Origin of the sequence: Streptomyces sp. NPDC102402, from assembly GCF_044765765.1 — a bacterium.
Classification (GTDB): Bacteria; Actinomycetota; Actinomycetes; order Streptomycetales; family Streptomycetaceae; genus Streptomyces.
In genome coordinates, this window is sequence record NZ_JBIWKR010000005.1 from 476,846 (window position 1) to 501,964 (window position 25,119).

At 71.5% G+C, this 25,119-nt stretch carries 22 protein-coding genes; 11 read left to right on the plus strand and 11 right to left on the minus strand.

The window, feature by feature from the left end:
- The first annotated feature begins 224 nt into the window (after positions 1-224).
- The 4 genes from ACIRJR_RS18810 to ACIRJR_RS18825 are packed head-to-tail and all read left to right on the plus strand — an operon-like array spanning position 225 to position 3,805.
- A complete protein-coding gene (locus tag ACIRJR_RS18810) occupies positions 225-1,340 on the plus strand; it encodes an aliphatic sulfonate ABC transporter substrate-binding protein (RefSeq protein WP_403781573.1) in 1,116 nt (371 codons plus the stop codon).
- 49 nt (positions 1,341-1,389) lie between these two features.
- Complete coding sequence (locus tag ACIRJR_RS18815; protein WP_376371230.1) at positions 1,390-2,181, plus strand: ABC transporter ATP-binding protein; 792 nt, start codon at positions 1,390-1,392, stop codon at positions 2,179-2,181.
- The gene (locus ACIRJR_RS18820; protein ID WP_403781577.1) at positions 2,168-3,046 is read left to right on the plus strand and encodes an ABC transporter permease; all 879 of its coding nucleotides are present in this window, start codon (positions 2,168-2,170) and stop codon (positions 3,044-3,046) included. The genes ACIRJR_RS18815 and ACIRJR_RS18820 overlap by 14 nt, the downstream gene beginning before the upstream one ends.
- Positions 3,047-3,052: 6 nt before the next feature.
- The gene (locus ACIRJR_RS18825; protein ID WP_403781580.1) at positions 3,053-3,805 is read left to right on the plus strand and encodes a sirohydrochlorin chelatase; all 753 of its coding nucleotides are present in this window, start codon (positions 3,053-3,055) and stop codon (positions 3,803-3,805) included.
- 75 nt (positions 3,806-3,880) lie between these two features.
- Here ACIRJR_RS18825 and ACIRJR_RS18830 read toward each other — a convergent pair whose 3' ends face one another.
- The 5 genes from ACIRJR_RS18830 to ACIRJR_RS18850 form a co-directional block, all read right to left on the minus strand.
- The gene (locus ACIRJR_RS18830; protein ID WP_403781941.1) at positions 3,881-4,882 is read right to left on the minus strand and encodes a ketopantoate reductase family protein; all 1,002 of its coding nucleotides are present in this window, start codon (positions 4,880-4,882) and stop codon (positions 3,881-3,883) included.
- Between the two features lie 115 nt (positions 4,883-4,997).
- Positions 4,998-5,912 carry a S1 family peptidase gene (locus tag ACIRJR_RS18835; RefSeq protein ID WP_403781583.1) on the minus strand — a complete coding sequence of 305 codons (915 nt, stop codon included), beginning with the start codon at positions 5,910-5,912 and terminating at the stop codon, positions 4,998-5,000.
- Between the two features lie 553 nt (positions 5,913-6,465).
- On the minus strand, positions 6,466-6,849 hold the full coding sequence (locus ACIRJR_RS18840; RefSeq protein WP_403781586.1) for a DUF4440 domain-containing protein: 384 nt from the start codon (positions 6,847-6,849) through the stop codon (positions 6,466-6,468).
- Positions 6,842-7,390 carry a DUF1697 domain-containing protein gene (locus ACIRJR_RS18845; protein ID WP_403781589.1) on the minus strand — a complete coding sequence of 183 codons (549 nt, stop codon included), beginning with the start codon at positions 7,388-7,390 and terminating at the stop codon, positions 6,842-6,844. The genes ACIRJR_RS18840 and ACIRJR_RS18845 overlap by 8 nt, the downstream gene beginning before the upstream one ends.
- A gap of 262 nt (positions 7,391-7,652) precedes the next feature.
- On the minus strand, positions 7,653-8,855 hold the full coding sequence (locus ACIRJR_RS18850) for a S8 family peptidase (protein ID WP_403781592.1): 1,203 nt from the start codon (positions 8,853-8,855) through the stop codon (positions 7,653-7,655).
- Positions 8,856-9,163: 308 nt separating this feature from the next.
- On the opposite strand from ACIRJR_RS18850, the gene ACIRJR_RS18855 reads away from it, so the two are divergent.
- The 4 genes from ACIRJR_RS18855 (at position 9,164) to ACIRJR_RS18870 (ending at position 14,568) form a co-directional block, all read left to right on the plus strand.
- Complete coding sequence (locus ACIRJR_RS18855; protein ID WP_403781595.1) at positions 9,164-10,585, plus strand: nucleotide sugar dehydrogenase; 1,422 nt, start codon at positions 9,164-9,166, stop codon at positions 10,583-10,585.
- Positions 10,582-11,478, plus strand: coding sequence for a hypothetical protein (locus tag ACIRJR_RS18860; protein ID WP_403781598.1), 897 nt, complete (start codon positions 10,582-10,584; stop codon positions 11,476-11,478). The genes ACIRJR_RS18855 and ACIRJR_RS18860 overlap by 4 nt, the downstream gene beginning before the upstream one ends.
- Positions 11,475-12,956 (plus strand): glycosyltransferase, encoded by a 1,482-nt coding sequence (locus ACIRJR_RS18865; protein WP_403781601.1) that lies wholly within the window; start codon positions 11,475-11,477, stop codon positions 12,954-12,956. Before ACIRJR_RS18860 ends, ACIRJR_RS18865 begins: the two co-directional genes overlap by 4 nt.
- Before the next feature lie 100 nt (positions 12,957-13,056).
- Positions 13,057-14,568, plus strand: a complete 1,512-nt coding sequence (locus tag ACIRJR_RS18870) for a polysaccharide deacetylase family protein (protein ID WP_403781604.1) — start codon at positions 13,057-13,059, stop codon at positions 14,566-14,568.
- Here the strand turns inward: ACIRJR_RS18870 and mgt are convergent.
- The 4 genes from mgt to ACIRJR_RS18890 form a co-directional block, all read right to left on the minus strand.
- A complete protein-coding gene (gene mgt / locus ACIRJR_RS18875; RefSeq protein ID WP_403781607.1) occupies positions 14,540-15,742 on the minus strand; it encodes a macrolide-inactivating glycosyltransferase in 1,203 nt (400 codons plus the stop codon). The genes ACIRJR_RS18870 and mgt overlap by 29 nt on opposite strands.
- 66 nt (positions 15,743-15,808) lie before the next feature.
- On the minus strand, positions 15,809-17,101 hold the full coding sequence (locus tag ACIRJR_RS18880; protein WP_403781610.1) for an ABC transporter substrate-binding protein: 1,293 nt from the start codon (positions 17,099-17,101) through the stop codon (positions 15,809-15,811).
- Positions 17,101-17,940 (minus strand): carbohydrate ABC transporter permease, encoded by an 840-nt coding sequence (locus ACIRJR_RS18885; RefSeq protein ID WP_403781613.1) that lies wholly within the window; start codon positions 17,938-17,940, stop codon positions 17,101-17,103. Before ACIRJR_RS18885 ends, ACIRJR_RS18880 begins: the two co-directional genes overlap by 1 nt.
- Positions 17,937-18,869 (minus strand): carbohydrate ABC transporter permease, encoded by a 933-nt coding sequence (locus tag ACIRJR_RS18890; protein ID WP_403781943.1) that lies wholly within the window; start codon positions 18,867-18,869, stop codon positions 17,937-17,939. The genes ACIRJR_RS18885 and ACIRJR_RS18890 overlap by 4 nt, the downstream gene beginning before the upstream one ends.
- Positions 18,870-19,001: 132 nt before the next feature.
- Here ACIRJR_RS18890 and ACIRJR_RS18895 point away from each other — a divergent pair, with 132 nt between their 5' ends.
- Positions 19,002-19,868: a phosphotransferase gene (locus ACIRJR_RS18895; protein ID WP_403781616.1), complete on the plus strand. Its 867-nt coding sequence runs from the start codon at positions 19,002-19,004 to the stop codon at positions 19,866-19,868.
- A 58-nt stretch (positions 19,869-19,926) separates the two neighbouring features.
- On the plus strand, positions 19,927-20,439 hold the full coding sequence (locus ACIRJR_RS18900) for a hypothetical protein (RefSeq protein WP_403781619.1): 513 nt from the start codon (positions 19,927-19,929) through the stop codon (positions 20,437-20,439).
- 39 nt (positions 20,440-20,478) lie between these two features.
- Here the strand turns inward: ACIRJR_RS18900 and ACIRJR_RS18905 are convergent, their stop codons facing one another.
- Together ACIRJR_RS18905 and ACIRJR_RS18910 are read right to left on the minus strand one after the other, a co-directional pair.
- Positions 20,479-21,267 carry a 3'-5' exonuclease gene (locus ACIRJR_RS18905; protein WP_403781622.1) on the minus strand — a complete coding sequence of 263 codons (789 nt, stop codon included), beginning with the start codon at positions 21,265-21,267 and terminating at the stop codon, positions 20,479-20,481.
- Between the two features lie 78 nt (positions 21,268-21,345).
- Complete coding sequence (locus ACIRJR_RS18910) at positions 21,346-22,578, minus strand: SAV2148 family HEPN domain-containing protein (RefSeq protein ID WP_403781626.1); 1,233 nt, start codon at positions 22,576-22,578, stop codon at positions 21,346-21,348.
- A 380-nt stretch (positions 22,579-22,958) separates the two neighbouring features.
- Between ACIRJR_RS18910 and glgX the strand changes: the two genes are divergently transcribed.
- Positions 22,959-25,115, plus strand: a complete 2,157-nt coding sequence (gene glgX, locus ACIRJR_RS18915) for a glycogen debranching protein GlgX (RefSeq protein WP_403781629.1) — start codon at positions 22,959-22,961, stop codon at positions 25,113-25,115.
- The last annotated feature ends 4 nt before the right edge of the window (positions 25,116-25,119 follow it).

The following is a 25,119-nucleotide window of genomic DNA, read 5'->3' on the forward strand; positions in this document are numbered from 1 at the left end:
TTTCTTCTCGACCTTCGCGAAGGAGGGCGGCCGGGTCGGCAGCGGCGCCCTCGGCAGCGGCCAGGGCGGCGTCGGGCGATGTGCGTGATGACGTACGCGCACTGCCTGCGCGCCCGCTCGTACCACCCGCACCGCCCGTTCAGACGAAGACCTGCCGACCGCCCGGCCGCGCCACCTGATCCCAGGGGGACGTGAGCACCGGGCCAACGAGAGGAAAGCCTCCCGTGCCTGCCACCCGTACCACTCTCCGCCGCGGCCTTGCCGCCGCCGCCGCACTGCCGCTGCTCGCCGTGGCGGCCACCGCCTGCGGCTACGGTTCCGAGGCGAAGGACGACGACTCCGCCAAGTCGAACGTCTCCGCCGGCGGGAAGAAGCTCTCGACGGACACCGTGAAGATCGGGTACTTCCCGAACCTCACGCACGCCACCGCCCTGGTCGGTATCCAGGAAGGCCTCATCGCCAAGGAGCTGGGCGGCACCACGGTCAAGCCCTCGACGTTCAACGCCGGGCCCTCCGAGATCGAGGCGCTCAACGCGGGTGCGATCGACATCGGCTTCATCGGCCCCTCCCCCTCGATCAACGGCTACGCCAAGTCCGACGGCCAGAGCCTGCGCATCGTCGGCGGCTCGGCCTCCGGCGGCGTGAAGCTCGTCGTGGACCCGAAGAAGATCAAGACCCTGGACGACCTCAAGGGCAAGAAGATCGCCACCCCGCAGCTCGGCAACACCCAGGACGTGGCCTTCCTGCACTGGATCGCCGAGAAGGGCTGGAAGGTCGACGCCCAGAGCGGCAAGGGCGACGTCTCCGTGGTCCGCTCGGACAACAAGGTGACCCCGGACGCCTTCAAGTCGGGCTCCCTGGACGGCGCCTGGGTCCCCGAGCCGACCGCCTCGAAGCTGGTCGCCGAGGGCGGCAAGGTCCTGCTCGACGAGTCGTCGCTGTGGCCGGACGACAAGTTCGTCATCACGAACATCATCGTGTCGCAGAAGTTCCTCTCCGAGCACCCGGACGTCGTGGACGCGGTGCTGCGCGGCACGGTGAACACCAACAAGTGGATCAACGCCAACCCGGACAAGGCGAAGGCCTCGGCCAACGCGGCGCTCGAGAAGCTGAGCGGCAAGGCGCTGCCCGCCGACGTCCTCGACCCGGCGTGGAAGTCCATCCAGATCACGAACGACCCGCTGGCCGCCACGCTCCAGGCCCAGGCGGACCACGCGGTCTCGGCCGGTCTGCTGGAGAAGCCCGACCTCAAGGGCATCTACGACCTGAAGCCGCTGAACAAGATCCTCAAGGCCGAGGGACAGCCCGAGGTCGCCGACGCCGGTCTCGGCGCCGAGTAGTCCACCCGACCGCACCAGGATCCCTGAAGATTCCCAGGAGGTGACGACCATGGCGACCACCACCCTCACCAAGGCCGAGGACCGTGCAACGGTCGAGCACGCCGCTCGTCTCGCGAACGTCTCCAAGTCCTTCGCCGGACCCACGGGGCAGCAGCTCGTCCTGGACGACATCACGCTCGATGTCGCTCCGGGCGAGTTCGTCACCCTCCTGGGCGCTTCCGGGTGCGGCAAGTCGACCCTGCTCAACCTGGTGGCCGGACTCGACCGCCCGACCGCGGGGTCCATCGAGACCCCCGGCGGGCGGCCGGCCCTGATGTTCCAGGAGCACGCCCTCTTCCCGTGGCTGACCGCGGGCAAGAACATCGAACTGGCCCTGCGGATGCGCGGGGTGCCGAAGTCGGACCGTCGTCCCGAGGCGGAGCGGCTGCTGGAGCTCGTACGCCTCGGCGGGGCGTACGGGAAGCGGGTGCACGAACTCTCGGGCGGGATGCGCCAGCGGGTCGCGATGGCCCGCGCGCTCGCCCAGGACAGTCAGCTGCTGCTGATGGACGAGCCGTTCGCCGCGCTCGACGCCATCACCCGCGATGTGCTGCACGACGAACTGACCCGGATCTGGCGGGAGACGAACGCCTCCGTCCTCTTCGTCACGCACAACGTGCGCGAGGCGGTGCGGCTCGCGCAGCGCGTGATCCTGCTGTCGTCGCGCCCCGGCCGGATCGCGCGCGAGTGGACGGTCGACATCGAGCAGCCGCGCCGCATCGAGGACACCGCCGTGGCGGAGCTGTCCGTCGAGATCACCGAACAACTGCGTGGGGAGATCCGCCGACATGGCCAGCACTGAGACGAAGGCCGACGACCTGGCGGGTCTGGAGGCGGGGCTGGACGCGCTCGACGCCGTACAGGTCCGCAGGACGCCGACCCGCGAGATCCTGCTCAACAAGGTCCTGCCGCCCGTCGTCGCGGTCGTCCTGGTGGTCCTCGTCTGGCAGCTGCTGGTCTGGGCGAAGGTGACCGACGACTACAAGCTGCCGCCGCCCGCGGCGGTCTGGGACAGCCTGACCGACATGTGGGTGCAGGGCACCCTGCTGGAGGTCATCTGGACCAGCGTGTCGCGCGGTCTGCTCGGCTTCGTGATGGCCGTCGCGATCGGCACCCCGCTGGGGCTGCTGGTGGCACGGGTGAAGGTGGTCCGGGCCGCGATCGGCCCGATCCTGTCGGGGCTGCAGTCGCTGCCGTCCGTGGCGTGGGTGGCACCGGCCATCATCTGGCTGGGTCTGGACGACAAGACCATGTACGCCGTGATCCTGCTCGGCGCGGTCCCGTCCGTGGCCAACGGTCTCGTGTCCGGTGTCGACCAGGTGCCGCCGCTGTTCCTCCGCGCGGGCCGCACGATCGGCGCGACGGGGCTGCGCGGGACGATCCACATCGTCCTGCCGGCGGCACTGCCCGGCTATCTGGCGGGCCTGAAGCAGGGCTGGGCGTTCTCCTGGCGCTCGCTCATGGCCGCCGAGATCATCGCGTCCTCGCCCGACCTGGGGCTGGGTCTCGGACAGTTGCTGGAGAACGGCCGGAACAACTTCGACATGCCGGGGATCTTCCTCGCCATCCTCCTCATCCTGTTCGTCGGCATCGCGATCGACCTGCTGATCTTCAGTCCGCTGGAGCGGCGGGTGCTGCGCAGCCGCGGTCTCCTCGTGAGGAGCTGAGCCCCCGTGTCCGCCCCTGTCCTCCTCGTCATCGCCCACGGCAGCCGCGACCCGCGGCACGCGGCGACCGTCCACGCGCTCATCGCGCGGGTGCGGTCGCTGCGGCCCGGCCTGCGCGTGGAGACGGGCTTCCTGGAGTTCAACGCCCCCTCGGTGCCCCGGGTGCTGGAGCGTCTGGCCGCCGAGGGCGCGGAGGAGGTCGTGGCCCTTCCGCTGCTGCTGACCCGCGCCTTCCACGCCAAGTCGGACATCCCGTCGGTGCTGCGTGAGGCGCGCACGCGCCTCCCGCGGCTGCGGATCAGCCAGGCCGGCGTACTCGGCCCTTCCCCCCTGCTGAACGCGGCCCTGGAGCAACGGCTGTACGAGGCCGGGGTCACCCCCGGCGACAAGAGCTCGACCGGGCTGGTCCTGGCCTCGGCGGGCTCCACGGACCCGGAGGCGATCGCAGTGATCGCTGAAATCGCGCGGGAGCTGCGGCACACCGGTTGGTGCGCCGTGCGGCCTGCGTTCGCCTCCGCATCTCTCCCCCGTACCGCGGACGTGGTGCGGGCCCTGCGGGCCGACGGCGTGCGGCGGGTCGCGGTCGCGCCGTACGTCATCGCGCCCGGCCGTCTCCCCGACCGCATCGCGGCGGGAGCCGAGGAGGCCGGGGCAGATGTGCTCTCCGGCGTGCTCGGCCCGTCCCCCGCACTGGCCCGGCTGCTGCTGACCCGGTACGACGAGGCGTGCGTCCCGGTGCCCGGGGCGATGAGCGCCTAGCCGAGGTCCAGGCTGCCGGTGCGCTCGCGCTTCATCTCGAAGAAGTGCCCGGTCTTGAAGAAACGCGACAACCGGTCAGGCCTCGGCGTCCACCAGCGCCGTGAGCTCCGCCACCGTCATCGATCCGGCCGCGCGCCGCTCCCGGGCGAAGAGGTTCGCGGTGCGCCGCAGTACGTCGTTGACGGGGGTCGCGATGCCGTGCAGCCGGCCCAGCAGGACGATCTCGCCGTTGAGGTGGTCGGCCTCGATGGTGCCCGTGCCCCGGCTGAGGCTCTGCCAGGACGATCCGCCGCCGCGCTCGGAGCCGTCGAAGGGGTCGAAGCGGATCCGGTCGCCGCGGACGGCCTCCTGCTCCTCCCTGCCGGTGGCCTCGATGCCGGCCGCCGTGAGCACGGCGTTCCCCTCCTCGCGGGCACGGTCGAACAGGGCGAACGCGCCGGGGCTGTCCAGCACACCGGTCGTGGCCTCGATCGCGTTGGCGAGGTTGGAGAGCAGCTTGGCGTACTTCCAGCGCATCACGTCGGGGACGACCGGCGCCGCCAGATTCGCCTTCTCCCAGTCCGCCGCGACGGCGCGCACCGTGTCGTCGGTGCCCGAGGGGTAGCGGCCGAGGTGCAGGATGCCGGTGAGCGGGGCGCAGGGCGCGGAGACCCTGCCCGGCTCGACGAAGGTCGCGGGGAGATAGACGCAGCAGCCGTAGACGTGGCGGAACCGGCGCAGGGCCGTCCGCTCGCTCTCCACCCCGTTCTGCGCGCAGATGAGGGGCAGCCGCTCCCCCGCCGTTCCGCCTCCCCGTACGGGCCGGGCGCTCCAGGCGTCGAGGGCGGCGATGGCGTCCTGTGTCTTGACGGCGAGGACGAGTACGTCGTCCGGGCCGAGGTCCACGGCTCCTGGCCCGTCGGCGACGGGGAGGCGGTGGGTGCGCGTGCCCTCGGGAGTGGTGAGGCGAAGACCGTCGTCGCGCAGTGCGGCGTACTGCGCTCCCCGTGCGACGAGTACCACCTCCTGGCCCGCCTCCGCGAGCCGTCCGCCTATGGCGCCGCCGACGGCGCCCGTACCCACGATGATGTAGCGCATGCCTCGTATGCCTCGCATGCCGAGAGCCTGGCACAGCGTCTCTCGCGCGGGAAGCGGGTACGGCAACGGGCCGCGCTCGGGGAGCGCGGCCCGTCGGCAGGTGGTGCCGGAGGTCCTAGAAGACGCTGACGCCGTAGGCGCTCAGCGCCTCGGTGACGGGCTGGAAGAAGGTGGTGCCGCCCGAGGAGCAGTTGCCGCTGCCGCCGGAGGTGAGGCCGAGGGCCGTGGTGCCGGAGAAGAGCGAGCCGCCGCTGTCACCGGGCTCGGCGCAGACGTTGGTCTGGATCATGCCGTAGACGACGTCGCCGCCGCCGTAGTTCACGGTCGCGTTCAGGCCGGTCACCGTGCCGCTGTGGACACCGGTGGTGGAGCCGCTGCGCTTGACGGCCTGGCCGACGCGCGGGTTCGCGGCGGAGGTGATGTCCTGGTAGCTGCCGTTGTACAGGTAGACCCGTCCGTCGGCGGCGGCGGAGTTCGAGTGCCGGATGATCCCGTAGTCGTTGGTCGGGAAGCTGGAGCCGGTCCGCGTACCGAGACTGGTGGTCTGGCCGGAGTTGGTGTACCAGGTGCTGCCTATCTCCGTGCAGTGTCCGGCGGTCAGCGCGTAGTAGGTGCTGCCGCTGCGGACGTTGAAGCCGAGGGAACAGCGGCCGCCGCCCGCGTAGATGGCCTGGCCGCCCGCGATGAGCTTGTTGAACGTGCCCTCGGTGCGGTTGATGTCGGCCTTCGCACCCGAGTCGGTGACCGACTTCTTGATCGTGGCGATCTCGGCGGCGCTGACCGTGCTGTCGACGGTCACGACGACCTTGCCGGTGCCCGCCTCGGTGTACCAGGCGGTGCCCGCGATGTCGGCACCGCGCACGGCCGTACTGGCGTCGGCCAGCTCGGCCTTCGTCACGGTGTCCGGGGCCGCCTGGGCGACCGCGGTGGGTGCCGCAAGCGCCACGGCGGTGACCAGACCCGAGGTCGCGGCGATGAGGCGAGCGCGTCTGGAGAGCGAGCCGAGGGGGGCGAAGCGCTTGAAGGTCACAGGATCCTCCGTCGTTGGGGGGTGTCCGGTCCGCTGGGTGGGCGGACCGAGGTGTGCGGCCGTCCGCGACCAGTGGGTTATCTCGTCGTGGACCTGCCAACCGCACGCCTCGAATCCTTGACTCCGCTTGGCCGGGTGACAAGGTCGCCTTCCGGACCGTGAACGGAGAACGGACCGTGAACCCCGGCATGCGTACGCATGACCTCCGAACGCCGGCGTCCGCCCACCGAACGGAAGAGGGCAGCGAATTGCAGCAAAGCCCGGAACGGGGGGCGGACTTCGGCCTCTGTCTACGCGCATCGCGTTCACACACGCCGCGACTGTCCGCGAGAGGCACGCACCCGCGCGCACACGGCCCGGACCGGGCCCCGCCGGCCGCCGTCCCTTCGGGCGGTTTACCTGCGCTTTGCCCGGCGGTCCAGCATGGCTGGAATCAGCCCTTCCGGCGAGAACCGGCCGTGCTCCGGGGGCGGATCAGACCGGGGCGGCACTCTTGCGGCGCCATGCCGGTGTGTGCTGTGGCTCGGTGACGGGGAACCGGCGGGGCAGGCGCTCAGAACTCGGCGAACGGATCGTCGATGAAGGGAGTGGCCTGGTGGAAGTAGAGCAGCCAGCGGCCCCCGGTCAGCCGCCACAGCGAACTGCGGTGGGAGCGCAGGCCCTTGGACTCCGTGTCGAAGGTGAGGTGCACCAGATCCGCCGCGAGCTGGTCACCCCGCATCCGGGACGCGGTGAGCGGCCCGGGGTGCGGGGCGCCGGGCTCCGTGAGCATGGCGATGATCGTGTCCCGCTCCCAGAGCCGTCCGCTGGTGCCGATCTCCCTGAAGTCGGGGTGCAGGAGGGTGGCGAGCACCTCCGCGGAGGCGCGCACCACGGGGTCGAGGAGGCGGAGCTCGCCCTCGACGGCTGCGGCCACGGCGGGCGAGGGCTCAGTCACGCGTCATCTCCACGAGTTTGGCCACGGTGTTCCAGTTGCGGCTGGTGGCGACGAGGCCACGGTTGAGGGCGGGGCGTCCGAGCGCGGCGGCGAGCTTCGAGCGGCCGAGCCCGTCGGGCGCGTACAGGTACAGGGCCCTGTCGCCGAGACGGAAGTCCTCGGGGAGGAAGGAGCCGGCGTCGACCGAGGCGAACCGCGCGGCGTCGACGGCCTGGTCGAAGTACGTCACGTGCAACTGCTTCCCCTCGAGCTCGGCGGCCGGGAAGGGACAGGCGTCGGCCACACCCGCGAGGTAGGGGCCCGGGCGGACGAGGCAGTCGACCGGAAAGCCGAAGCGGTCCTCGATCGCCTGCTCCAACTGGGCGCGGAGGGCGCCCTCGTCACCCGACGCACTGCGGAACACCGCGTTCCCGCTCTGCAGGTGCGTGGCGACGTCCTCGTGCCCCAGCTCTCCGAGCAGCTGACGGAGATCCGCCATGGGGACCCGCCGGTGGCCGCTGACGTTGATCCCGCGCAGCAGCGCCGCGTACATCGTGCTCATGCCCCCACCCTAGGGCGTGTTTCGAAAGTAGCGCCGTCCGCCCGGAGGGCGGGCCTGGCGGCGTCTCGTGCGTGCGATCGCAAGGCGCGGAAATGTTCTCGTAGCGGAGCTACCAGGGCATTTCCGCAACGCCGCGAGCGTGCGTGCCAGACGTCGCCAGGCAGGCGGGACTTTCGAAACACACCCTAGGTCCCTTCCGCGCGAGGGCCGCCGCGCCCCGTGGGGGAGAGCGCGGCGGCCTTCGTACCTGTCTCCGCCGGTCCTACTCGACGATCTTCAGGAGCTTGTTCGCCGTGCCCTCGGTCGCGTTCGAGATGGCGTCCGGGGTGGCTCCCCCGGTGAGCGCCGCGGCGACCTCCTCCGGGGTGGCGTCCGGGTGGCCGCCGAGGTAGACGGCGGCGGCGCCGACGACGTGCGGGGTCGCCATGGACGTACCGGAGATGGTGTTCGTGGCGTCGTCGCTGTCGTTCCAGGCGGAGGTGATGTCCGACCCGGGGGCGTAGATGTCCACGACGGAGCCGAAGTTGGAGAACGACGACTGCTCGTCGTCCTTCGTGGACGAGGCGACCGTGATCGCCTCGGGCACGCGGGAGGGGGAGCCCTCGCCCGCGTCGCTCGACTCGTTGCCCGCGGCGACCGCGAAGGTGACGCCGGAGGCGATGGCCTTCTGCACCGCGGCGTCGAGGGCCGGATCCGCGGATCCGCCGAGGCTCATGTTGGCCACGGACGGACCCTGGTGGTTGGCGGTGACCCAGTCGATGCCCGCGACGACCTGCTCGGTGGTGCCCGAGCCGGCGTCGTCCAGGACGCGGACGGCCACGATCTTCGCCTTCTTGGCCACGCCGTGGGCCGCGCCGGCGATGGTGCCGGCCACGTGGGTTCCGTGCCCGTTGCCGTCGTCGGCGTCCTCGTCGTTGTCCACGGCGTCGAAGCCCGACGTGGCACGGCCCTCGAAGTCGCTGTGGGTGACCCGGACACCGGTGTCGATGACGTACGCCGTGACGTCCCCGCCCGCCGCGTCCGGATAGGTGTACGCGCCGTCCCCGGCGGTCTCGGCCTGGTCGATCCGGTCCAGCCCCCAGGACGGCGGGTTGTCCTGGGTGGCGTCGATGTGGAACTTCTTGTTCTGGACGACCTTGGCGACGGCCGGGTCGGCCGCGAGCCGCTTGGCCTCGGTCTCCGAAAGGCCGCCGGCGGAGAAGCCGTTGACGGCAGAGTTGTAGTTCCGGCGGAGCGTGCCGCCGTACTCCTCGGCCAGGTCGGCCTTGTCGGCCTTCCCGTCGAGCATGACGATGTAGCTGCCGGAGACGGCTGTTGCCGCGTCCGCACCGTAGACGGTGCCCATCGCGGGCGCCGGGGCGGCTCCCGCGAACGGTGTGGTGAGCAGGGTGACACCGGCGGCCGCCGCCACAGCAGTTATCGCGGCGGTGAGCTTGACCGAACGGACACGCTTGTGAATTGCCATGAAGAGGGGGTCTCCTCGTCATTCTTTGTGGGGGGATTGACCCTCGGCCGGAAGATCTCCGGGGGTTGGTTCGAAACCCTGCTCGATTGACGCGCCCAGATCAAGACCTTCATGTAGCCGTCACGCACTCGGCAAACTTTCGCCACAGCGGACCGGAACATTCCGCCTGTACGCAGGCAAGACGCCCCCGCCCCGCTCGCGCGCATTGGGGCGAACCGGGGTTCCGGACGGGTGAACTCGACCCGACCCGGCTCGGGTCATTGCATCCGCTACGGCGTAACGGCAAACCGGAATGGCATGTTTCGTTCGTGCACATCGCCAGCAACACACCCCATGACTCTCACCAGGACACATGGCCGACCACGCGTGCGGCGAACCGGGACGACGCCGCGCCGGACGGCGCCGGCACGCGCACGGCCGTCCCGCCCCCCGGCCCCGCGACCGCCGCGGCCCTCCCCGCCCAGAGCCAGCACGAGCGCCGCGCCACCGTCGCCGTCATCGGCCTGGGCTACGTGGGACTGCCCACCGCCCTCTCCCTGCACGCGGCGGGTCACACGGTCATCGGCGTGGACACCAGCGAGTCCCGGCTGGGGGACATCCGGTCCGGCCGGGTCGACCTGCTGCCCTCCCAGCACAGCCGGCTGACGGCGGCGCTCCCCGACCCGGCCTTCCGGCTGACAGCCGAGCCCGCGGCGGTCGCGGACGCGGACTCGGTGATCATCTGCGTGCCCACCCCGGTCGACGGGATGCTCAGGCCGGACCTGCGCGCACTCACCGCCGCCTGCGCGTCGGTGGTGCGCCACGCACTCCCCGGGCAACTCCTGGTCCTCACCTCGACCAGCTACGTGGGCACCACCCGCGACCTCCTCGTCGCACCGCTCACGGCGCGGGGGCTGCGGCCCGGCGAGGACGTCTTCGTGGCGTTCGCCCCCGAGCGGATCGATCCCGGCAACCCCTCCCACTCCCCCGACCGCACCCCGCGCGTCATCGGCGGGCTCACCCCTCGCAGCACCGAGCTCGCCGCCTCGCTGCTGGCCGGCACGGCCCCGTCCGTCCACCGGGTGGACAGCCCCGAGGCCGCGGAGATGAGCAAGCTCTGGGAGAACACCTTCCGGGCCGTCAACATCGCGCTGGCGAACGAACTGACCGAGAGCTGCCTGGAGTTCGCGCTGGAGCCCCGGCAGGTCATCGACGCCGCAGCCACCAAGCCGTACGGCTTCATGCCCTTCTACCCGGGTGCCGGCGTCGGCGGGCACTGCATCCCCTGCGACCCGCACTACCTGCTGTGGCAGTTGCGGGCGAGGAAGGTCGCCTCCCCCCTGGTGGACGCGGCGATGACGGCGATCGCCGAGCGCCCCGCCAGGGTGGCCGGGAAGGCGCGGGAGTCCCTGGCGGCGAGGGGAGTGGCGATCGCCGGCGCCCGCGTGCTGATCCTGGGCGTCGCCTACAAGCCCGGTGTGGCGGACCTGCGCGAGAGCCCGGCGCTGGAGATCATGGACCGGCTCACGGCCTGGGGCGCCACCGTCGAGTACGCCGACCCCCTGGTGCCGAGCCTGGACCGGCACGGCGTCCCGCGGCACAGCGTCGGAGCCCCCGGAGCGCTGGGGTGGGACCTGGTCGTCGTGCACACGGTGCATCCGGGCACCGACCTGGACTGGCTGGACGACGGCCCCGCGGTCCTGGACGTCACGCACCGCCTCCCCAGGGCCGCCACGGGCGCCGCGGTATGAGGAGGACCCCCGCCCCGGAGAGCGGCCGCACGACGAGCCGGCGGGCGCTGCTCACCGCGGCGGTCGCCGCACCTGCCGCCGGGTTCGCCGCCGCGCTCACCGCGGACGCGCCGGACCCGGCGGGGCGGCCCGCCGACGACAAGGCCCCGGGCGGTCCGGGAGACGTCTTCCGCCCGGCCTTCCCGCTCGAGGGGCTGGTCACCAACGAGTACGCCCACGGCCACCCGGACTCCCCCGACGCCGTGCTCTCGGACGACTGGACCGTCACCAGCGGATCGCTCTTCGCGCACTGGGCCTTCGGCTGGACCGGGGTACCGGACGGCGGCTCCCCCGGCCCCGGCTCCGTCCCGCACACCGGGTCCTCCGTCTTCCGGCTCGTCACCCGCCGCCGGGACTTCGGTGACACGGCCGTGCGGTTCTGGGTGTTCCTGAGGCCGCCGGGCGCCACCGGACGCACTCCCGCGCAGGACTGGGACGGCGGGCACCTATGGCTGCGCTACCGCAGCGCCCAGGAGCTGTACGCCCTGAGCTTCCGCCGCCGCGACGGCGCCGTCGTTCTCAAGCGCAAATATCCTGCGCCCGGCCACTCCCCCGAGGAGGAGGGCCTCTACACCACGCTCGCCGCCCGTGAGTACGCCGTCGAGTACGGCCGCTGGCATCAGGTGTCGGCCACGGTGAGCGGCTGCGACGACGACCACGTGCGGATCACGCTCGCCCTGAACGGACGGACGGTACTGGAAGCGGAGGACAGGACACCGGGGAGGCTGGCCACGCCGGGAGGCGTCGGGCTGCGCGGGGACAACACCGAGATGGCCTTCTTCGGCTTCACCGCCAGGGGCGGCCCCGGCCCACGGCAGTGCGCCGCGCCCTGGGAAGGGGGAGCCCACCGGTGACGACGCTCCACCGGCCGCCCGCGGGTCCCCTCCCCGGCACACCGGCCGCGCCGCCCCCCGACCGCTCACCCCGCCTCCGCGCCCTCCGCCGCCGCGCGGCGCCCGCCGATCCCGCGGTCAGGCACGGGGTGCGCCGGCTGCTCGTCCTCCTGTGCCTGATGCCCCTGCTGACCGTGCTGGCCCACCAGGCCGCACGGCTGCCGCGCCTGAACCTGCCGGTCTGCTACGGACTCGTCGTACTGGCCGGCACGATCACCATGCTCTACGTCGCCTACAGCCGGTACGAGGACCCCGCCGAGGGCGAACTGCGGGTGCGGCCCGGCCCGGAGGAGGCCTTCCCTCCGCTGACCGCGAACCCACGCGTCGCCTTCCTGCTCGCCGTGAAGGACGAGGCGGACGGCATCGAGGCGTGCGTCCGCTCCATGGCCGCCTCCGACTGCCCGGGAGTGCGGATCGTCGTCGTCGACGACCACTCCCAGGACGGCACGGGCGAGGTCCTGGACAGACTCCGCGACGAGCTCGGGATCACGGTCATCCATCTGGAAGCCAACGTCGGCAAGAAGCACGCGCTGGTCCGCGCCTGCGCGCTCGCCGACACCGAGATCATCGCCTTCACCGACTCCGACTGCGTGCTCGCCCCCGACGCGCTGCGCCGGTGCGTGCACGCGCTGGCCACCCATCCGGAGCTGGGGGCGGTCAGCGGCCACTGCCGGGCGCTCAACACGGACTCCGGTCTGCTGGCACGGGTGCAGGACGTCTGGTACGAGGGCCAGTTCAGGGTCGCCAAGGCCGCCGAGGCGTCCTTCGGCTCGGTGTCCTGTGTCTCGGGCCCGCTGGCCGTGTTCCGCCGTGACGCCGTCTACAACTACCTCCCCGCGTGGGCCGACGACCGCTTCCTGGGCGCACCCTTCCGCTTCGCCACCGACCGCCAGCTGACGGGTTACGTCCTGGGGCAGGCGTGGACGGGCCGGGCGCTCAAGCGCCGGTACGCCGGATCGCCCTTCCTTGAGGAGGACTTCGCCGAGCGCCGCTGGCGCGTGGGGTACGTGCGCTCCGCGAAGGTGTGGACCGATGTGCCCGCCCGGTTCGGGCCCCTCCTGCGCCAGCAGATCCGCTGGAAGAAGAGCTTCATCCGCAACCTCTTCTTCACCGGTTCCTTCATGTGGCGCCGTGGCCCCGGGCCCGCGGCCCTCTACTACGGACACGCGCTGTGGGTGCTCGCCGCACCGGTGATGGCGTTCCTTCACCTGGTCTGGGCGCCGCTGCACGGGGCCCTCTTCCTGACCCTGCTCTACTTCTGCGGCGTCGTCCTCAAGGGCTGCGTCTGGGGGCTCGCGTACAAGATCGATCACCCGGGGGACACCCGCTGGCGCTACCGGCCGCTCATGAGCCTGTTCTCCTCGGTACTGCTCGCCTGGCTGCTGCCGTACTCCCTGCTCACCGTCCGGCGCGGTGTGTGGTCCAGGGGTGCGTCATGAGGAATCTGGCCCGTCTTGCGTCCAGGGTGCTGGCCGCACTGCTCAGCGCGGCCGCCGTCGTCGCCGTGTACCTACTCGTGCTCTTCCGGGGGACCCTTCCGTGACCCACTCCGCCACCAAGCGGGCCCTGCTCGGGGTGGCCGCCCTGACGATGGTCTGCGTCCCGTTCTACGGTGCCTGGCGCTACGACGAGTTCAGCCGGGCGGTGGCGGCCCAGGAAGCGCCTCCCGACGCCCGGCCCGGTGCCGCCGCGGCCGTGGGCGGCACCCCCTCGGGGAACGGCGCGCGGGACACCGCCCCCGTCGTGCTCGCGTACCACGACATCGCCCGGGACAGCCCCAGCCGCTACACCGTGACCCCCGAGGCGTTCGACGCCCAGCTCGCCGCTCTCTCGGCTGCCGGTTACCGCACCCTGAGCAGCGAGGAGTTCGCCGCCTATCTCCGCGGCGGGCCGGCGCCGGGGCCGCGTTCGGTGTTCCTGACCTTCGACGACGGGACGCACGGGCTGTGGGTGCACGCCGACCGCGTCCTGGCCCGGTACCGCATGAAGGCGGCGGCCTTCCTCATCACGCGCGCGGTCGGCAGCCACCGTCCGTACTACCTCTCCTGGGAGGAGATCGGCCGGATGCACCGGTCCGGCCGCTGGGACTTCCAGAACCACACGCGCGATCTGCACAGGCGGGCGGCCGTGGACGCGTCCGGCCGGATGTCCTCCGTCCTCGCCGGCCGGCTGTGGCTGCCCGGCGAGGAGCGGCGGGAGACGGAGCGGGAGTACCGGCGGCGCGTCGAGGAGGACCTCGACCGGGCGAACGACGACATCACCCGTCAGGGCCTGCCCGCCCCCGAGCTGTTCGCCTATCCGTTCTCCGAGGCGGACGGGCACATCTCGGTGGGTCCGACGAACCGGATCCTGCGTGCGGCGCTCGCCTCGCGGTTCACCGCCGCCCTGACCAACACTTCCGGCCGCCCGCTGCCCGCCGGGCGCAGGGCGGCTGCGGCCCGCGAGGTACGCCGGGTGGAGATCACCGCGGACACCGCCGTCGGGGATCTGATGGCCGAGGTCGAGCGCTGGACGGCGGTGCTCCCCGCCGCGTGCCCCTCCCCTCTCACGCAGCCGGGGCTCTGGCGGCACGAGGGCGGTTCCGGCACCACCGGCCTGGGGGCGTTCACCGGCGCGGGACCCCACCCCCGCCGCCGGTACGCCGCGGCCTCGTACCGGCCGGAGAGCACAGCCGACTGGAGCGGCTACACCGTCGACGCCCGGGCCGGCGGACTGCGCGACGCGAGGAACAACGTCCGCCTGACCGTCCGCGACGGCAGCCTCGACCCGGTCGCGGTCGGGCTGAGCCACAGCTATGTACGCCTGCTGGAGATCCGGGACGGCCGCTGGCACGAGATCGGCCGCCGCAGGCTCACCGACGCCGCCGAGCACCGGGTCAGGATCGCCGTGGAGGACGGCCGGACCGTCGTCGTCGTGGACGGCAGGACGCAGATCAAGCGGGCCGCGCGCGTGACCGGCGGCGCCGCGACCGGGGGCATCGCCATCAGTGTGCGCAACGGCGACGACGGCTCCTGGCCGCACTTCACCTCACTGGCAGTTCGGCCTCGATGAGATCGGCCGCCCGCCGCGTGCCACCCTCCCCCGCCATCCGTTCCCGGATCCGCGCCAGCCTCGCGGCGACCTCCGGGTCGTCCACCAGCGCGAGGACGGCGGCACGCAGGGACGCGGCGTCCGCCTGGTCCTTCGGCAGGTGCCGGGCCACGCCGAGCGCCTGGAGCATGTCCGCGTTGCCGAACTGGTCGACGGCCTGCGGGACCGCCACCATCGGGGTGCCGGTGGCGAGCCCCTCCTGGCTGCCGCCCGCGCCGGCGTGGGTGATGAAGGCGTCGGCCTGCTTCAGTACGGACAGCTGCGGGACCCAGGAGTGCGTCTCGACGCTGTCCGGCAGGTCCCCGAGTGCGGAGGGGTCGACGTGCGTCCCGATCTGCAGCACCACGTGCCAGCCCGGCAGATCGCCGAAGGCCTTGACGCACTCGCGGTAGAACGCGGGCTCGTCGGTGTACGAGGATCCGAGGGAGACCAGCAGGACCTTGTCCGCGTCGGCCGGACGCTTCCACTCCCCCTGGTCGGCCCGGTCGCCCTGGCAGGCGCCGACGAAGGTGAACCTGGAGTGGTCCACGCGGTCGGCGTTCGGCTGGAGCGCCTCGGGGATCAGCACCAGGCCGCGCCGCGGGCGTGCCACGAAGTCGTCCGACGAGAGGTCGCCCAGACCGTTCTCGGCGAGCCAGGACGCGAAGCGCGCGTAGTACGCCCGGCCCCGCTCGGTCTGCTTGAGCCCGGCGGTCTGGGGGTCCCCCACCTCCTCCGCGTACCCCTCCCAAGGGACCAGGTTGGGCCAGAGCTGGACGGCCGGTACGCCCCAGCGGTGGGCGAGGACGCGGGCCGGGTAGGAGGTGATGTCGTGCAGGACGAGGTCCGGCTCGTCCCCCTCGAAGGCACCGGCGAGGTGCGGGAGTGCCTGGACGGCGTCCGCGAGGAACGGCTCGATGTTGTCGATGAGTTCGGTACCCCAGTCCTCCGGGTTGTCGGCGGTGGGCAGCACCGAGGTGTAGATCACCGGCTGGGCCCCGGTGGCGGCGACCGTCCCGGCGAAGGAGGCCGGAATGGCGTAACTGACGCGGTGCCCACGGACGACGAGCTCCCGGATCACTTCGAGGCTCGGGTTCACGTGTCCGTGGGCGGCGATGGAGAACATGGCGATGTGTGCTCGCCGGGTCGATGACATGCCACCACCGTAAACGAGACGATACGTCTCGTCCGATTCGGTTTCGGGCCCCGCCCCGCGCCCCGGTCAGCGCTGGTAGCGGGCCAGCACCCGGTTCCCGTCCTCGACCAGGCGTTTCCTCAGCTCCTCGGTGTCGATCGCGCCGCTGTAGTACTCCTGAAGCGCGGGCGTGGCGACCTTGTCCTTCCACTCGGGATACCCGCGCACCGACTGCGCGGGGGCGGGGCGGAGCGCCCTGGCGAGGGCGGTGCCCGCCGCCCAGCCGTTCTTCTCGGTGTGCAGCGAGGGGTCGGCCAGGGCCGCGGTGCCGGTCGGCAGCATCCAGTCGCCCCTGGCCAGCCGCACCATGTTCGCGGGGCGCAGCAGGAAGTCGATGAACCGCACCGCCTCCTTCTTGTGCGGGCTGTCCTCGGCGACCGAGAGGGTCTGCGGGCTGACCCCCTGGGCGAGCCCTCCGCTGCCGGCCGGTGCGGGCAGCACCGTCCACTCGAATCCCTCGGGCGCCTGCTCGACGACCTGCTGACGGTAGGAGAAGCCCAGCGGGACCATGGCGTACTTGCCGCCGAAGAAGCCGGGCAGCGTGTCCGAACCTCCCATGCCGAGCGCCGAACGCGCGGCACTGCCGTCGGAGTTGACCTGGTCCCTGACCGTGCCGGGCATGACACCGTCGCCCTCGCCGAAGCGGATGGTCACCTTGCCGTCCCCACCGCGGTGGAAGAGCCGTCCACCGGCGGAGAGCCCGAGGTTGAGAGTGACGGAGACCGGCTCCTTCAGGGGCCAGGCGACCCCGTACGTCCCCTTCTCCGTCAGCTTCTCGGTGACCTGCCGGAACTCCGGCCAGCTCCACGGCTTCGCGGGCGTGGGGATCCGTACGCCCGAGGACTCGAGGATCTTCGTGTTGGCGATCAGGACCTTGGGTTCCTGGAGGAAGGGGACGCCGTAGACGCCGTCACCGAAGGTGGTCGTCTCCCAGGACCGCCGCGGGATGTCCCCGGTCAGCCGGTCCGGGAGCAGGGACCGCAGATCCGCGAGGTAGCCGCCGTACGCGAAGTCCGCGAGGTCGTCGGACGCGTCGTGGATGATGTCGGGCGCCTCACCGCCCTCGAAGGAGGTGAGCAGCTGGTCGTGGACGTTGTCCCAGCTGCCCTGGACGTAGTCCACCTGGATGTCCGGGTGGGCGGCGTTCCACTCCCGTACGAGTTGCTTGTTGGCGTCGACGGACTCCTTCTGCCAGGCCAGCGACTGGAAACTGAGCCGGATCGTGCCGTCCTCGCCGCGGTCGCCGTCTCCCGCGCAGCCGGTCAGCAGGAGTGCGAGCGCGGTGGTCAGCGCGGCCGCGACCCCGGGGAGGCGGCGCATCAGTGCTTCACCGCCCCGGCCGTCAGACCGCCCGTGATGCGCTTCTGGATGACCGCGAAGAGCACGAGCGAGGGGAGGGTCGCGAGGAAGGCGGCGGCGGCGAGCGGCCCGAGGTCGGCCACTCCCTCCGCGCCGAGGAAGTGGGTGAGTACGACCGGCAAGGTCTGCTTCTCCGGTGTCTTGAGCAGGACGAGCGCGAAGAAGAACTCGTTCCACGCGGTGATGAAGGCGAAGAGTGCGGTGGCGACGATCCCGGGGGCCAGCAGCGGCGCGGTGACCGACACGAGGATGCGCGCCTTCCCCGCCCCGTCGACCGCGGCGGCCTCCTCCAGTTCGGGCGGCACCGCCCGCACGTATCCGGCGAGCATCCAGAGCGCGAAGGGCAGCGACCAGACGACGTACACCAGGATCAGACCCCACAGGGAGTTGATCAGGTGCAGGTACTTGAGGACGAGGAAGAGCGGAATGATCACCAGGACGAAGGGGAACGCCTGGCTGACCACGACCCACCCGGTGGCGGCCGTGGACAGCCTGCCGCGGTGGCGCGCCATCACATAGGCCATGGGTGTGGCGATGACCACCGCGATCAGGGCGGCGCAGAGAGCGGCGGTGAGCGAGTTGGCCGCCGCCCGGAGCAGCGGCTGCTCGTCGAAGGCCTGCCGGAAGTTGTCCAGCGTCGGGTTCTCGGGGATCCACGTGGGATGCAGCGAGCCCAGTTCACGGGCCGGCTTGAAGGCGGTGGAGAGCAGCCAGAGGAAGGGGAAGGCCAGGAAGACGAGGTAGCACACGAGCGCGGCGTACTGCCCTGCGCGCGCGGTCCTGCCCGTACGGAGGCTCATGCGTCCTCGCCTCCCCTGAGCCGGCCGACCAGATAGAGGGCGAGCAGCACCGAGATGACGGCGACCATCACGCATCCCATGGCGGCGGCGTAGCCGAACTGGCCGTATCGGAAGGCCTCTTCGTAGGCGAAGAGCATGGGCAACCGGGTGCGGCCGCCCGGTCCGCCGCTGGTCAGGACGTAGACGAGGGCGAAGGAGTTGAAGTTCCAGATGAAGTTGAGGGCCGTGACGGCGAGCGCCACGGGCCTGATGGCGGGCCAGGTGACCGTACGGAAGCGGCGCCAGGCCCCGGCCCCGTCGAGGGCGGCCGCCTCGTGGAGTTCGTGCGGGGTGTTCTGGAGGCCCGCCAGCAGCGCGACGGTCGTCTGCGGCATGCCGGCCCAGATGCCGACGACGATCACCGCGGGCAGTGCGGTGGCGAGCCCGGTCAGCCAGTCCCTGCCGTCACCGAGACCCAGATCGCGGATGGTCTCGTTGAGGATGCCGGCGTCGGGGTTGTAGACCAGGCGCCACATGATGCCGACGACGACCTCGGGCATGGCCCACGGGATGATCGCCAGGGCCCTGGCGAGCCAGCGCATCCGCAGGTTCGCGTTCAGCAGCAGCGCGAGACCGAGCGCGAGCACGAACTGCGGGACGGTGACCCCGACCGCCCACAGCAGACCGATCCGGAAGGAGTCCCAGAACAGGGTGTCGTGCATGAGGTCCTGGAAGTTGAGGACGCCGACCCACTGGGTGGAGCGGGTGCGGCCCGACTGCGCGTCGGTGAAGGCCAGCGCGATGCCGTACAGCAGGGGGCCGACGCTCAGGATCAGGATCGGGATCAGCGCGGGCAGCACCAGGAACCACGCGGCGCCGTCCCTCCGGCGGGCCTCACCCCGCCCGCCGCCGGGGGTCTTACGCCCGGACCGCGGCACTGCGGTCGCCAGTGTCACGAATTCGACCCCTTTGCTTCCTCGGATCGGCTTCATCCCCGTATGGACCACCCGGGCGGCCTCCGCCATCGTGCTGACGGGCCGACCGTTCGTCAAGGTGGCCTGCGGGGATGAGAAAATCGGGCCATGGACGAGATGCGCGCGCGCGAGGTACTGACCGCCACCGGCCTGCCCGGCGGCGCGGAACTCCTCGCACTGGGTGAGAACGCGGTGTTCTCCGCCGGCGACCTGGTGGCCAAGGTCGGCCGGGACGCCACCCACCACCCCGAGCTGCGGGAGCGGGCCGAGCGCGAGGTGGCCGTCGCCGAGTGGCTCGCAGCCTCGGGCGTACCCGCCGTGCGGGCCGCCGAACCCCGGGCCCGCCTCGTCCAGGGGCACCCGGTCACCCTGTGGCACCGGCTGCCCGCGGCCGTGCGCCCGACCGAACCGCGCGATCTGGCCCCGCTGCTCACACAGGTACACGCGCTGTCCGCCCCCGGGCACTTCACACTGCCGCGCCGCGAACTGCTCGGCGGCGTCGAGCGCTGGCTGCGGCTCGCGGGTGACGCGATCGATCCGGCCGACGCCGACTACCTGCGCGGCCGGCGCGACGGCTTCGCGAAGGCCGCGGCGGCCCTCGCCCCGCATCTGGCACCGGGCCCCGTCCACGGCGACGCCCTGCCCCGCAACGTCCACGTCGGCCCGGACGGGCCGGTGCTGGTCGACCTGGAGACCTTCTCCGCGGATCTGCGCGAGCACGACCTCGTCGTCCTCGCCCTGTCCCGCGACCGGTACGGCCTGTCCGCCGAGGCCTACGACGCCTTCACGGAGGCCTACGGATGGGACGTACGCTCCTGGGAAGGGTGCGCGGTGCTGCGCGGCGCCCGCGAGACGGCGAGCTGCGCCTGGGTCTCCCAGCACGCACCGGCGAACCCGAAGGCGCTCGCGGAATTCCGGCGCAGGGTCGCCTCCCTGCGCGATGACGACCCCGAGGTGCGCTGGTACCCCTTCTGAACCCCCCTCGTCCAGGCCTGCCTTGCACGGCCGATCCGGCCCCTCATAGGTTGAGCCCATGGGATTCTTCGACATGCTGACCGGAACGAGGCACCCCGCGGACGGGGTCGCACCCCGCTCTGCGGAGGACGTGCGGTCAGGGCTGCTCGCCCTCAACAGCGCGGAGGTCCCTTACGTCATTCGAGACGGCGCCGCGCACGGCGCCGATCTGGTGGCCGAGTGGCGCATCGCCGAACCCGCCTGGCACAACTTCTTCGTCTCCTCCCAGCTGACGCACGCCATCCGGATCCGCATGCGACTGGCCGGGGAAGCCCATGAGGTGCGCGCCGTCGAGGAACAGTGGGAGGTCACGCGCGTCGGGAACCCTCCGCGGCTCCAGACGTCGTCGCAGTACGCGCGCGGCGCCGGCAGGACCGTCTCCCGCCGCTACACGCTCAAGCGGGGGGAGAACGGGCGACTCGAAGCGACGGAGTCGTCCAGCTTCGACAGTGCGCGGCTCACCGACCCCCTGCGCGACACCGCTCTCGGGTCGGGCTGGACCTGGCGCGGAGTGGTCTTCGGAAGGCTGTGAGTCCTGCGGGTGCCCCGGCCGGCCGGGTCAGCTCCGGCATCAAGGCCGACGAGACGGCATCACCCGCTCCGAACTGACGCCCCCGCGCGTCGGATCGCCCTCCCCCGCCGCCGGCTCCCGCCGCCGCGGGATGAGGGGCCAGGCCGGCTCGACGACGGCCGCCGGATCCGCGGTGCGCCGCAGGTACGCCTGCAGGGAGAGCGACTGCTCGGCCGCCGCGCGCACCTGGAGGCCGTGCAGATCCTCCAGCGCCATCACGCCGACGGGCTGGTGCCTCTGGGCCATGCTCCGCACCACGCGGGCCGCGGCCACGGCGTCCGCCCTCGCGTCGTGCGCGTCGTCGAGGGACACCCCGTAGTGGGCGCACAGCGCGTGGAGGGCCCGCTTCCCCTTCCGGTACTTGTCGACGTGCTTGTCGATCACCAGCGGATCGATGACGGGCGAGGGTGTGTCCCCCAGCCTCTCGCTGACCGACGCGACCCCGTGACGCAGGCACTCACGGTCCAGCAGCGAGAGGTCGTAGCGGGCGTTCATCACCACCAGAGGCGTTCCCGAGCGCAGCCCGTCGGCGACGGCAGCCGCGATCTCGTCGATCGCGGTGACGGCCGGAGCCCCGTGTTCGCGGGCGCGTTCCGTCGAGATGCCATGGATCGCGGAAGCCTGCTCGGGTATCACCACGCCCGGATCGAGCAGCCAGGTCCGCTCCTCGGAGACGGATCCGTCCGCCTCCAGCCGGACGACCGCCGCCGTCACGACCCGGTCGGTCTCGACGTCCGTCCCCGTGGTCTCCAGGTCGAACGCCAGCAACGCCCCGCTCGTCCAGCTCATCCCGTACCTCCTCCTTTGGTGCTTTCCCCCGAGTGACGACCACCTTCGCACGCACCACTGACAACGCGGGAAGAGGCGTCAGGAGACGGGCCTGGAGTCGGTCCAGACCGACTCGAACTCCTCGCGGTACGTCCCGAAGAGGCCGTGCTCGCTGTCCTGCCCCGCCCTGACCACGGCACGCCCCCCTCCCCGCAGCACCAGCACGGGGGCCTCCATGCCGCGTGCGCGCCGCAGATAGGGCTGGACGACCCCGACCGCGTCGGGCCCGTCGCCGTCGACCAGGTAGGCCGTGAAGCGCGGCGTCTCGTCGAAGACATGGATCTGGAAGGCGCCCGGGTCGCGGAGCTTGGAGCGGACCCGGCGCATGTGGAGGATGTTCATCTCCACGGAGCGGCTCAGTTCGCCCTTCTTGAGACCCAGTTCGCGCTCGCGGCGCTTCACCGCGCTGCTCGCCGGATTGATGAAGAGCAGCCTGACCCGGCACCCCGACTCGGCGAGACGCACCAGCCGGCGCCCCGAGAAGTTCTGCGTCAGGAGATTGAGCCCTATGCCGATCGCGTCCAGCCGGCGCGCCCCGCCGAACAGGTCCTCGGCGGGCAGCTGACGCTGCAGCCGCACCCGGTCCGGATGGACGGAGACCACGTCGGCGTACCGGTCGCCGACCAGGTCCTCCACGGCGTCCACCGGCAGCCGGTCGGCGGACGGCACCGCGGCCCCGCTGCCGAGGATCTCCAGGAGCCGCGCGGAGGCCCGTTCCGCCTGCGCCAGGACCGCTTCGTTCAGGGCGCGGTTGCGGGAGACGACGTTGCGGGCCACCTCCAGCTCGTCCAGGGCGAGCTCCACCTCGCGGCGGTCGTCGAAGTACGGCTCGAAACAGGGCCAGTGCTGGACCATCAGCTCCCGCAGCTGCGGAAGCGTCAGGAAGCTCAGGACGTTGTCGTCGGCCGGGTCGAGCAGGTAGCCCTTGCGGCGCGAGACCTCCCGGACCGCGACGGCGCGCTGCACCCACTCCTGGCCCGCGGGCCCGGCGGCGGCCACCACCCAGTCCTCGCCGTGCACCGGCTCGTAGATGGGCCGGATCACGGCGGAGACCACGGCGCGCAGCCGCTGCTCCACCAGATTCAGCCAGATGTACGCACGCCCCGCCCGCTGGGCCCGTGTGCGCACCTCGCTCCAGGCGTCCGCTCCCCAGTCCAGCTCGGCGCCGATCTCCATGGGCCGCGCGAGGGAGACAGCGCCTGGCGGGGCATCGGTCGATTCCCCCTCGTGACCTGCGTCACCTGGGGGCAGCTCGAATCCTCCCGAGCTCACCCGTGTACCGCCTTCCACTCCCCCACCAACGATCAAGGAAGGGTACTCCGGGAGCGGGAGCCGGTGCAGCCGGATGCACAGGCTCCTCACTCAACTCCCCTGCGCGACAGGCCTGTTCCTTGCAGTGAGATCAGGTGGAGTGAGATGGTTCATAGTGATTGCGCACCCTCTCGCATGCCGCATACCGGACGGAGGAGCTGTCGGGCGGCCCGAGCCCCCTGTTCGGGCGACAGCACGGTGCCCCAGGTTGACCGGCCCGCCGGGACCGCGTCGACGGGACCCGGCCGCACCGGCCGACGTACTAGGTACGGGACCGTCTTTCGGGGAGTATCGGGTCGAAAACACCCAGCACCCGGATCAGAAGTGGAAGAGTCCTATCTATGCAGGTCTGGCCGGGACACGCGTATCCGCTCGGCGCCACGTACGACGGCGCCGGAACCAACTTCGCGGTCTTCTCGGAGGCCGCCGACCGAATCGAGTTGTGCCTGCTGCACGACGACGGTTCAGAAACGGCGGTGGAACTCCGCGAGACCGACGCCTTCGTCCGTCACGCCTATCTGCCCGGGGTGATGCCGGGGCAGCGATACGGCTTCCGGGTGCACGGGCCCTACGAACCGCAGAACGGGCAGCGCTGCAACTCCGCGAAGCTGCTCCTCGATCCGTACGCACGTGCGATCTCGGGGCAGATCCAGTGGGGCGAGGCGGTGTACGGCTACCCGTTCGGCAAGCCGGACGAGCGCAACGACCTCGACTCCGCGCCGCACATGATGAGCTCCGTCGTGGTCAATCCGTACTTCGACTGGGGCGACGACCGCCGCCCCCGCACCGACTACCACCGCACGGTGATCTACGAGGCCCATGTGAAGGGCCTCACGATGCTTCACCCGGGCCTGCCCGAGGAGCTGCGCGGCACCTACGCGGGGCTCGCGCATCCGGAGATCATCGCCCACCTGACGGAGCTGGGCGTCACCGCGATCGAGCTCATGCCGGTGCACCAGTTCGTCCAGGACCACCGTCTCGCCGACGCCGGACTGGCCAACTACTGGGGCTACAACACCATCGGGTTCTTCGCCCCGCACAACGCCTACGCCTCCTGGGGCGACCGCGGCGAGCAGGTGCTGGAGTTCAAGCAGGCGGTGAAGGCACTGCACCAGGCCGGCATCGAGGTCATCCTCGACGTGGTCTACAACCACACGGCGGAGGGCAACCACCTCGGTCCGACGCTCTCCTTCCGGGGCCTGGACAACGCCTCCTACTACCGCCTGGCCGATGACCAGAAGTACTACATGGACACCACGGGCACCGGGAACTCCCTGCTGATGCGGTCCCCCCACGTCCTGCAGCTGATCATGGACTCGCTGCGGTACTGGGTGACCGAGATGCACGTCGACGGGTTCCGCTTCGACCTGGCGGCGACTCTCGCCCGCCAGTTCCACGAGGTCGACCGGCTGTCCTCGTTCTTCGACCTGGTGCAGCAGGACCCGGTGGTCAGCCAGGTGAAGCTGATCGCCGAACCCTGGGACGTCGGTGAGGGCGGCTACCAGGTGGGGAACTTCCCGCCGCTGTGGACCGAGTGGAACGGCAAGTACCGGGACACCGTGCGGGATCTCTGGCGGGGCGAGCCCCGCACCCTGGCGGAGTTCGCCGGCCGCCTCACGGGCTCCTCGGACCTCTACCAGGACGACGGCCGGCGTCCGCTGGCCTCCATCAACTTCACCACCTGCCACGACGGCTTCACGCTGCACGACCTGGTCTCGTACAACGACAAGCGCAACGACGCCAACGGCGAGGGCAACCGGGACGGCGAGAGCCACAACCGCTCGTGGAACTGCGGGGCGGAGGGCGAGACCGAGGACAAGGAGATCCTGGAGCTGCGCAGCCGTCAGATGCGCAACTTCATCGCCACGCTGATGCTCTCCCAGGGTGTTCCCATGCTGAGCCACGGCGACGAGTTCGCCCGTACTCAGCGGGGCAACAACAACGGCTACTGCCAGGACAACGAGCTCTCCTGGGTCCACTGGCCCGATCCGGCCGCCGCCACGCGCACCGAGGAAGGCGAGGAGGACGGGGGCGGCTCGGACACGAGCCTGCTGGAGTTCACCCGGTCGATGGTCTGGCTCCGCCGCGACCATCCGGTCTTCCGGCGCAGGCGCTTCTTCCACGGCCGGCCGGTGGAGGGGACGCACGACGAGCTGTCCGACATCGCGTGGTTCACCCCCCGGGGTGCGGAGATGACGCAGCGGGACTGGCAGGCCGCGCACGCCAAGGCCATGACGGTCTTCCTCAACGGCCACGCGATCTCCGAGCCGGGCCCGCGCGGTGAGCGGATCGCCGACGACTCGTTCCTGCTCATGTTCAACGCGAGCGCGGAGTCCCTGGAATTCGCCGTCCCGATGAACCACGGCAAGCGGTGGCAGGTCGTCGTGGACACGGCGATCCCGGACGGGGTGCCGCCCGGCGCGGGACCCAGGGTCTCCGCGGGCGAGCGGGTGACGCTGGTCGGGCGGAGCCTGACGGTGCTCAAGCGTCCGGCGTAGGCCG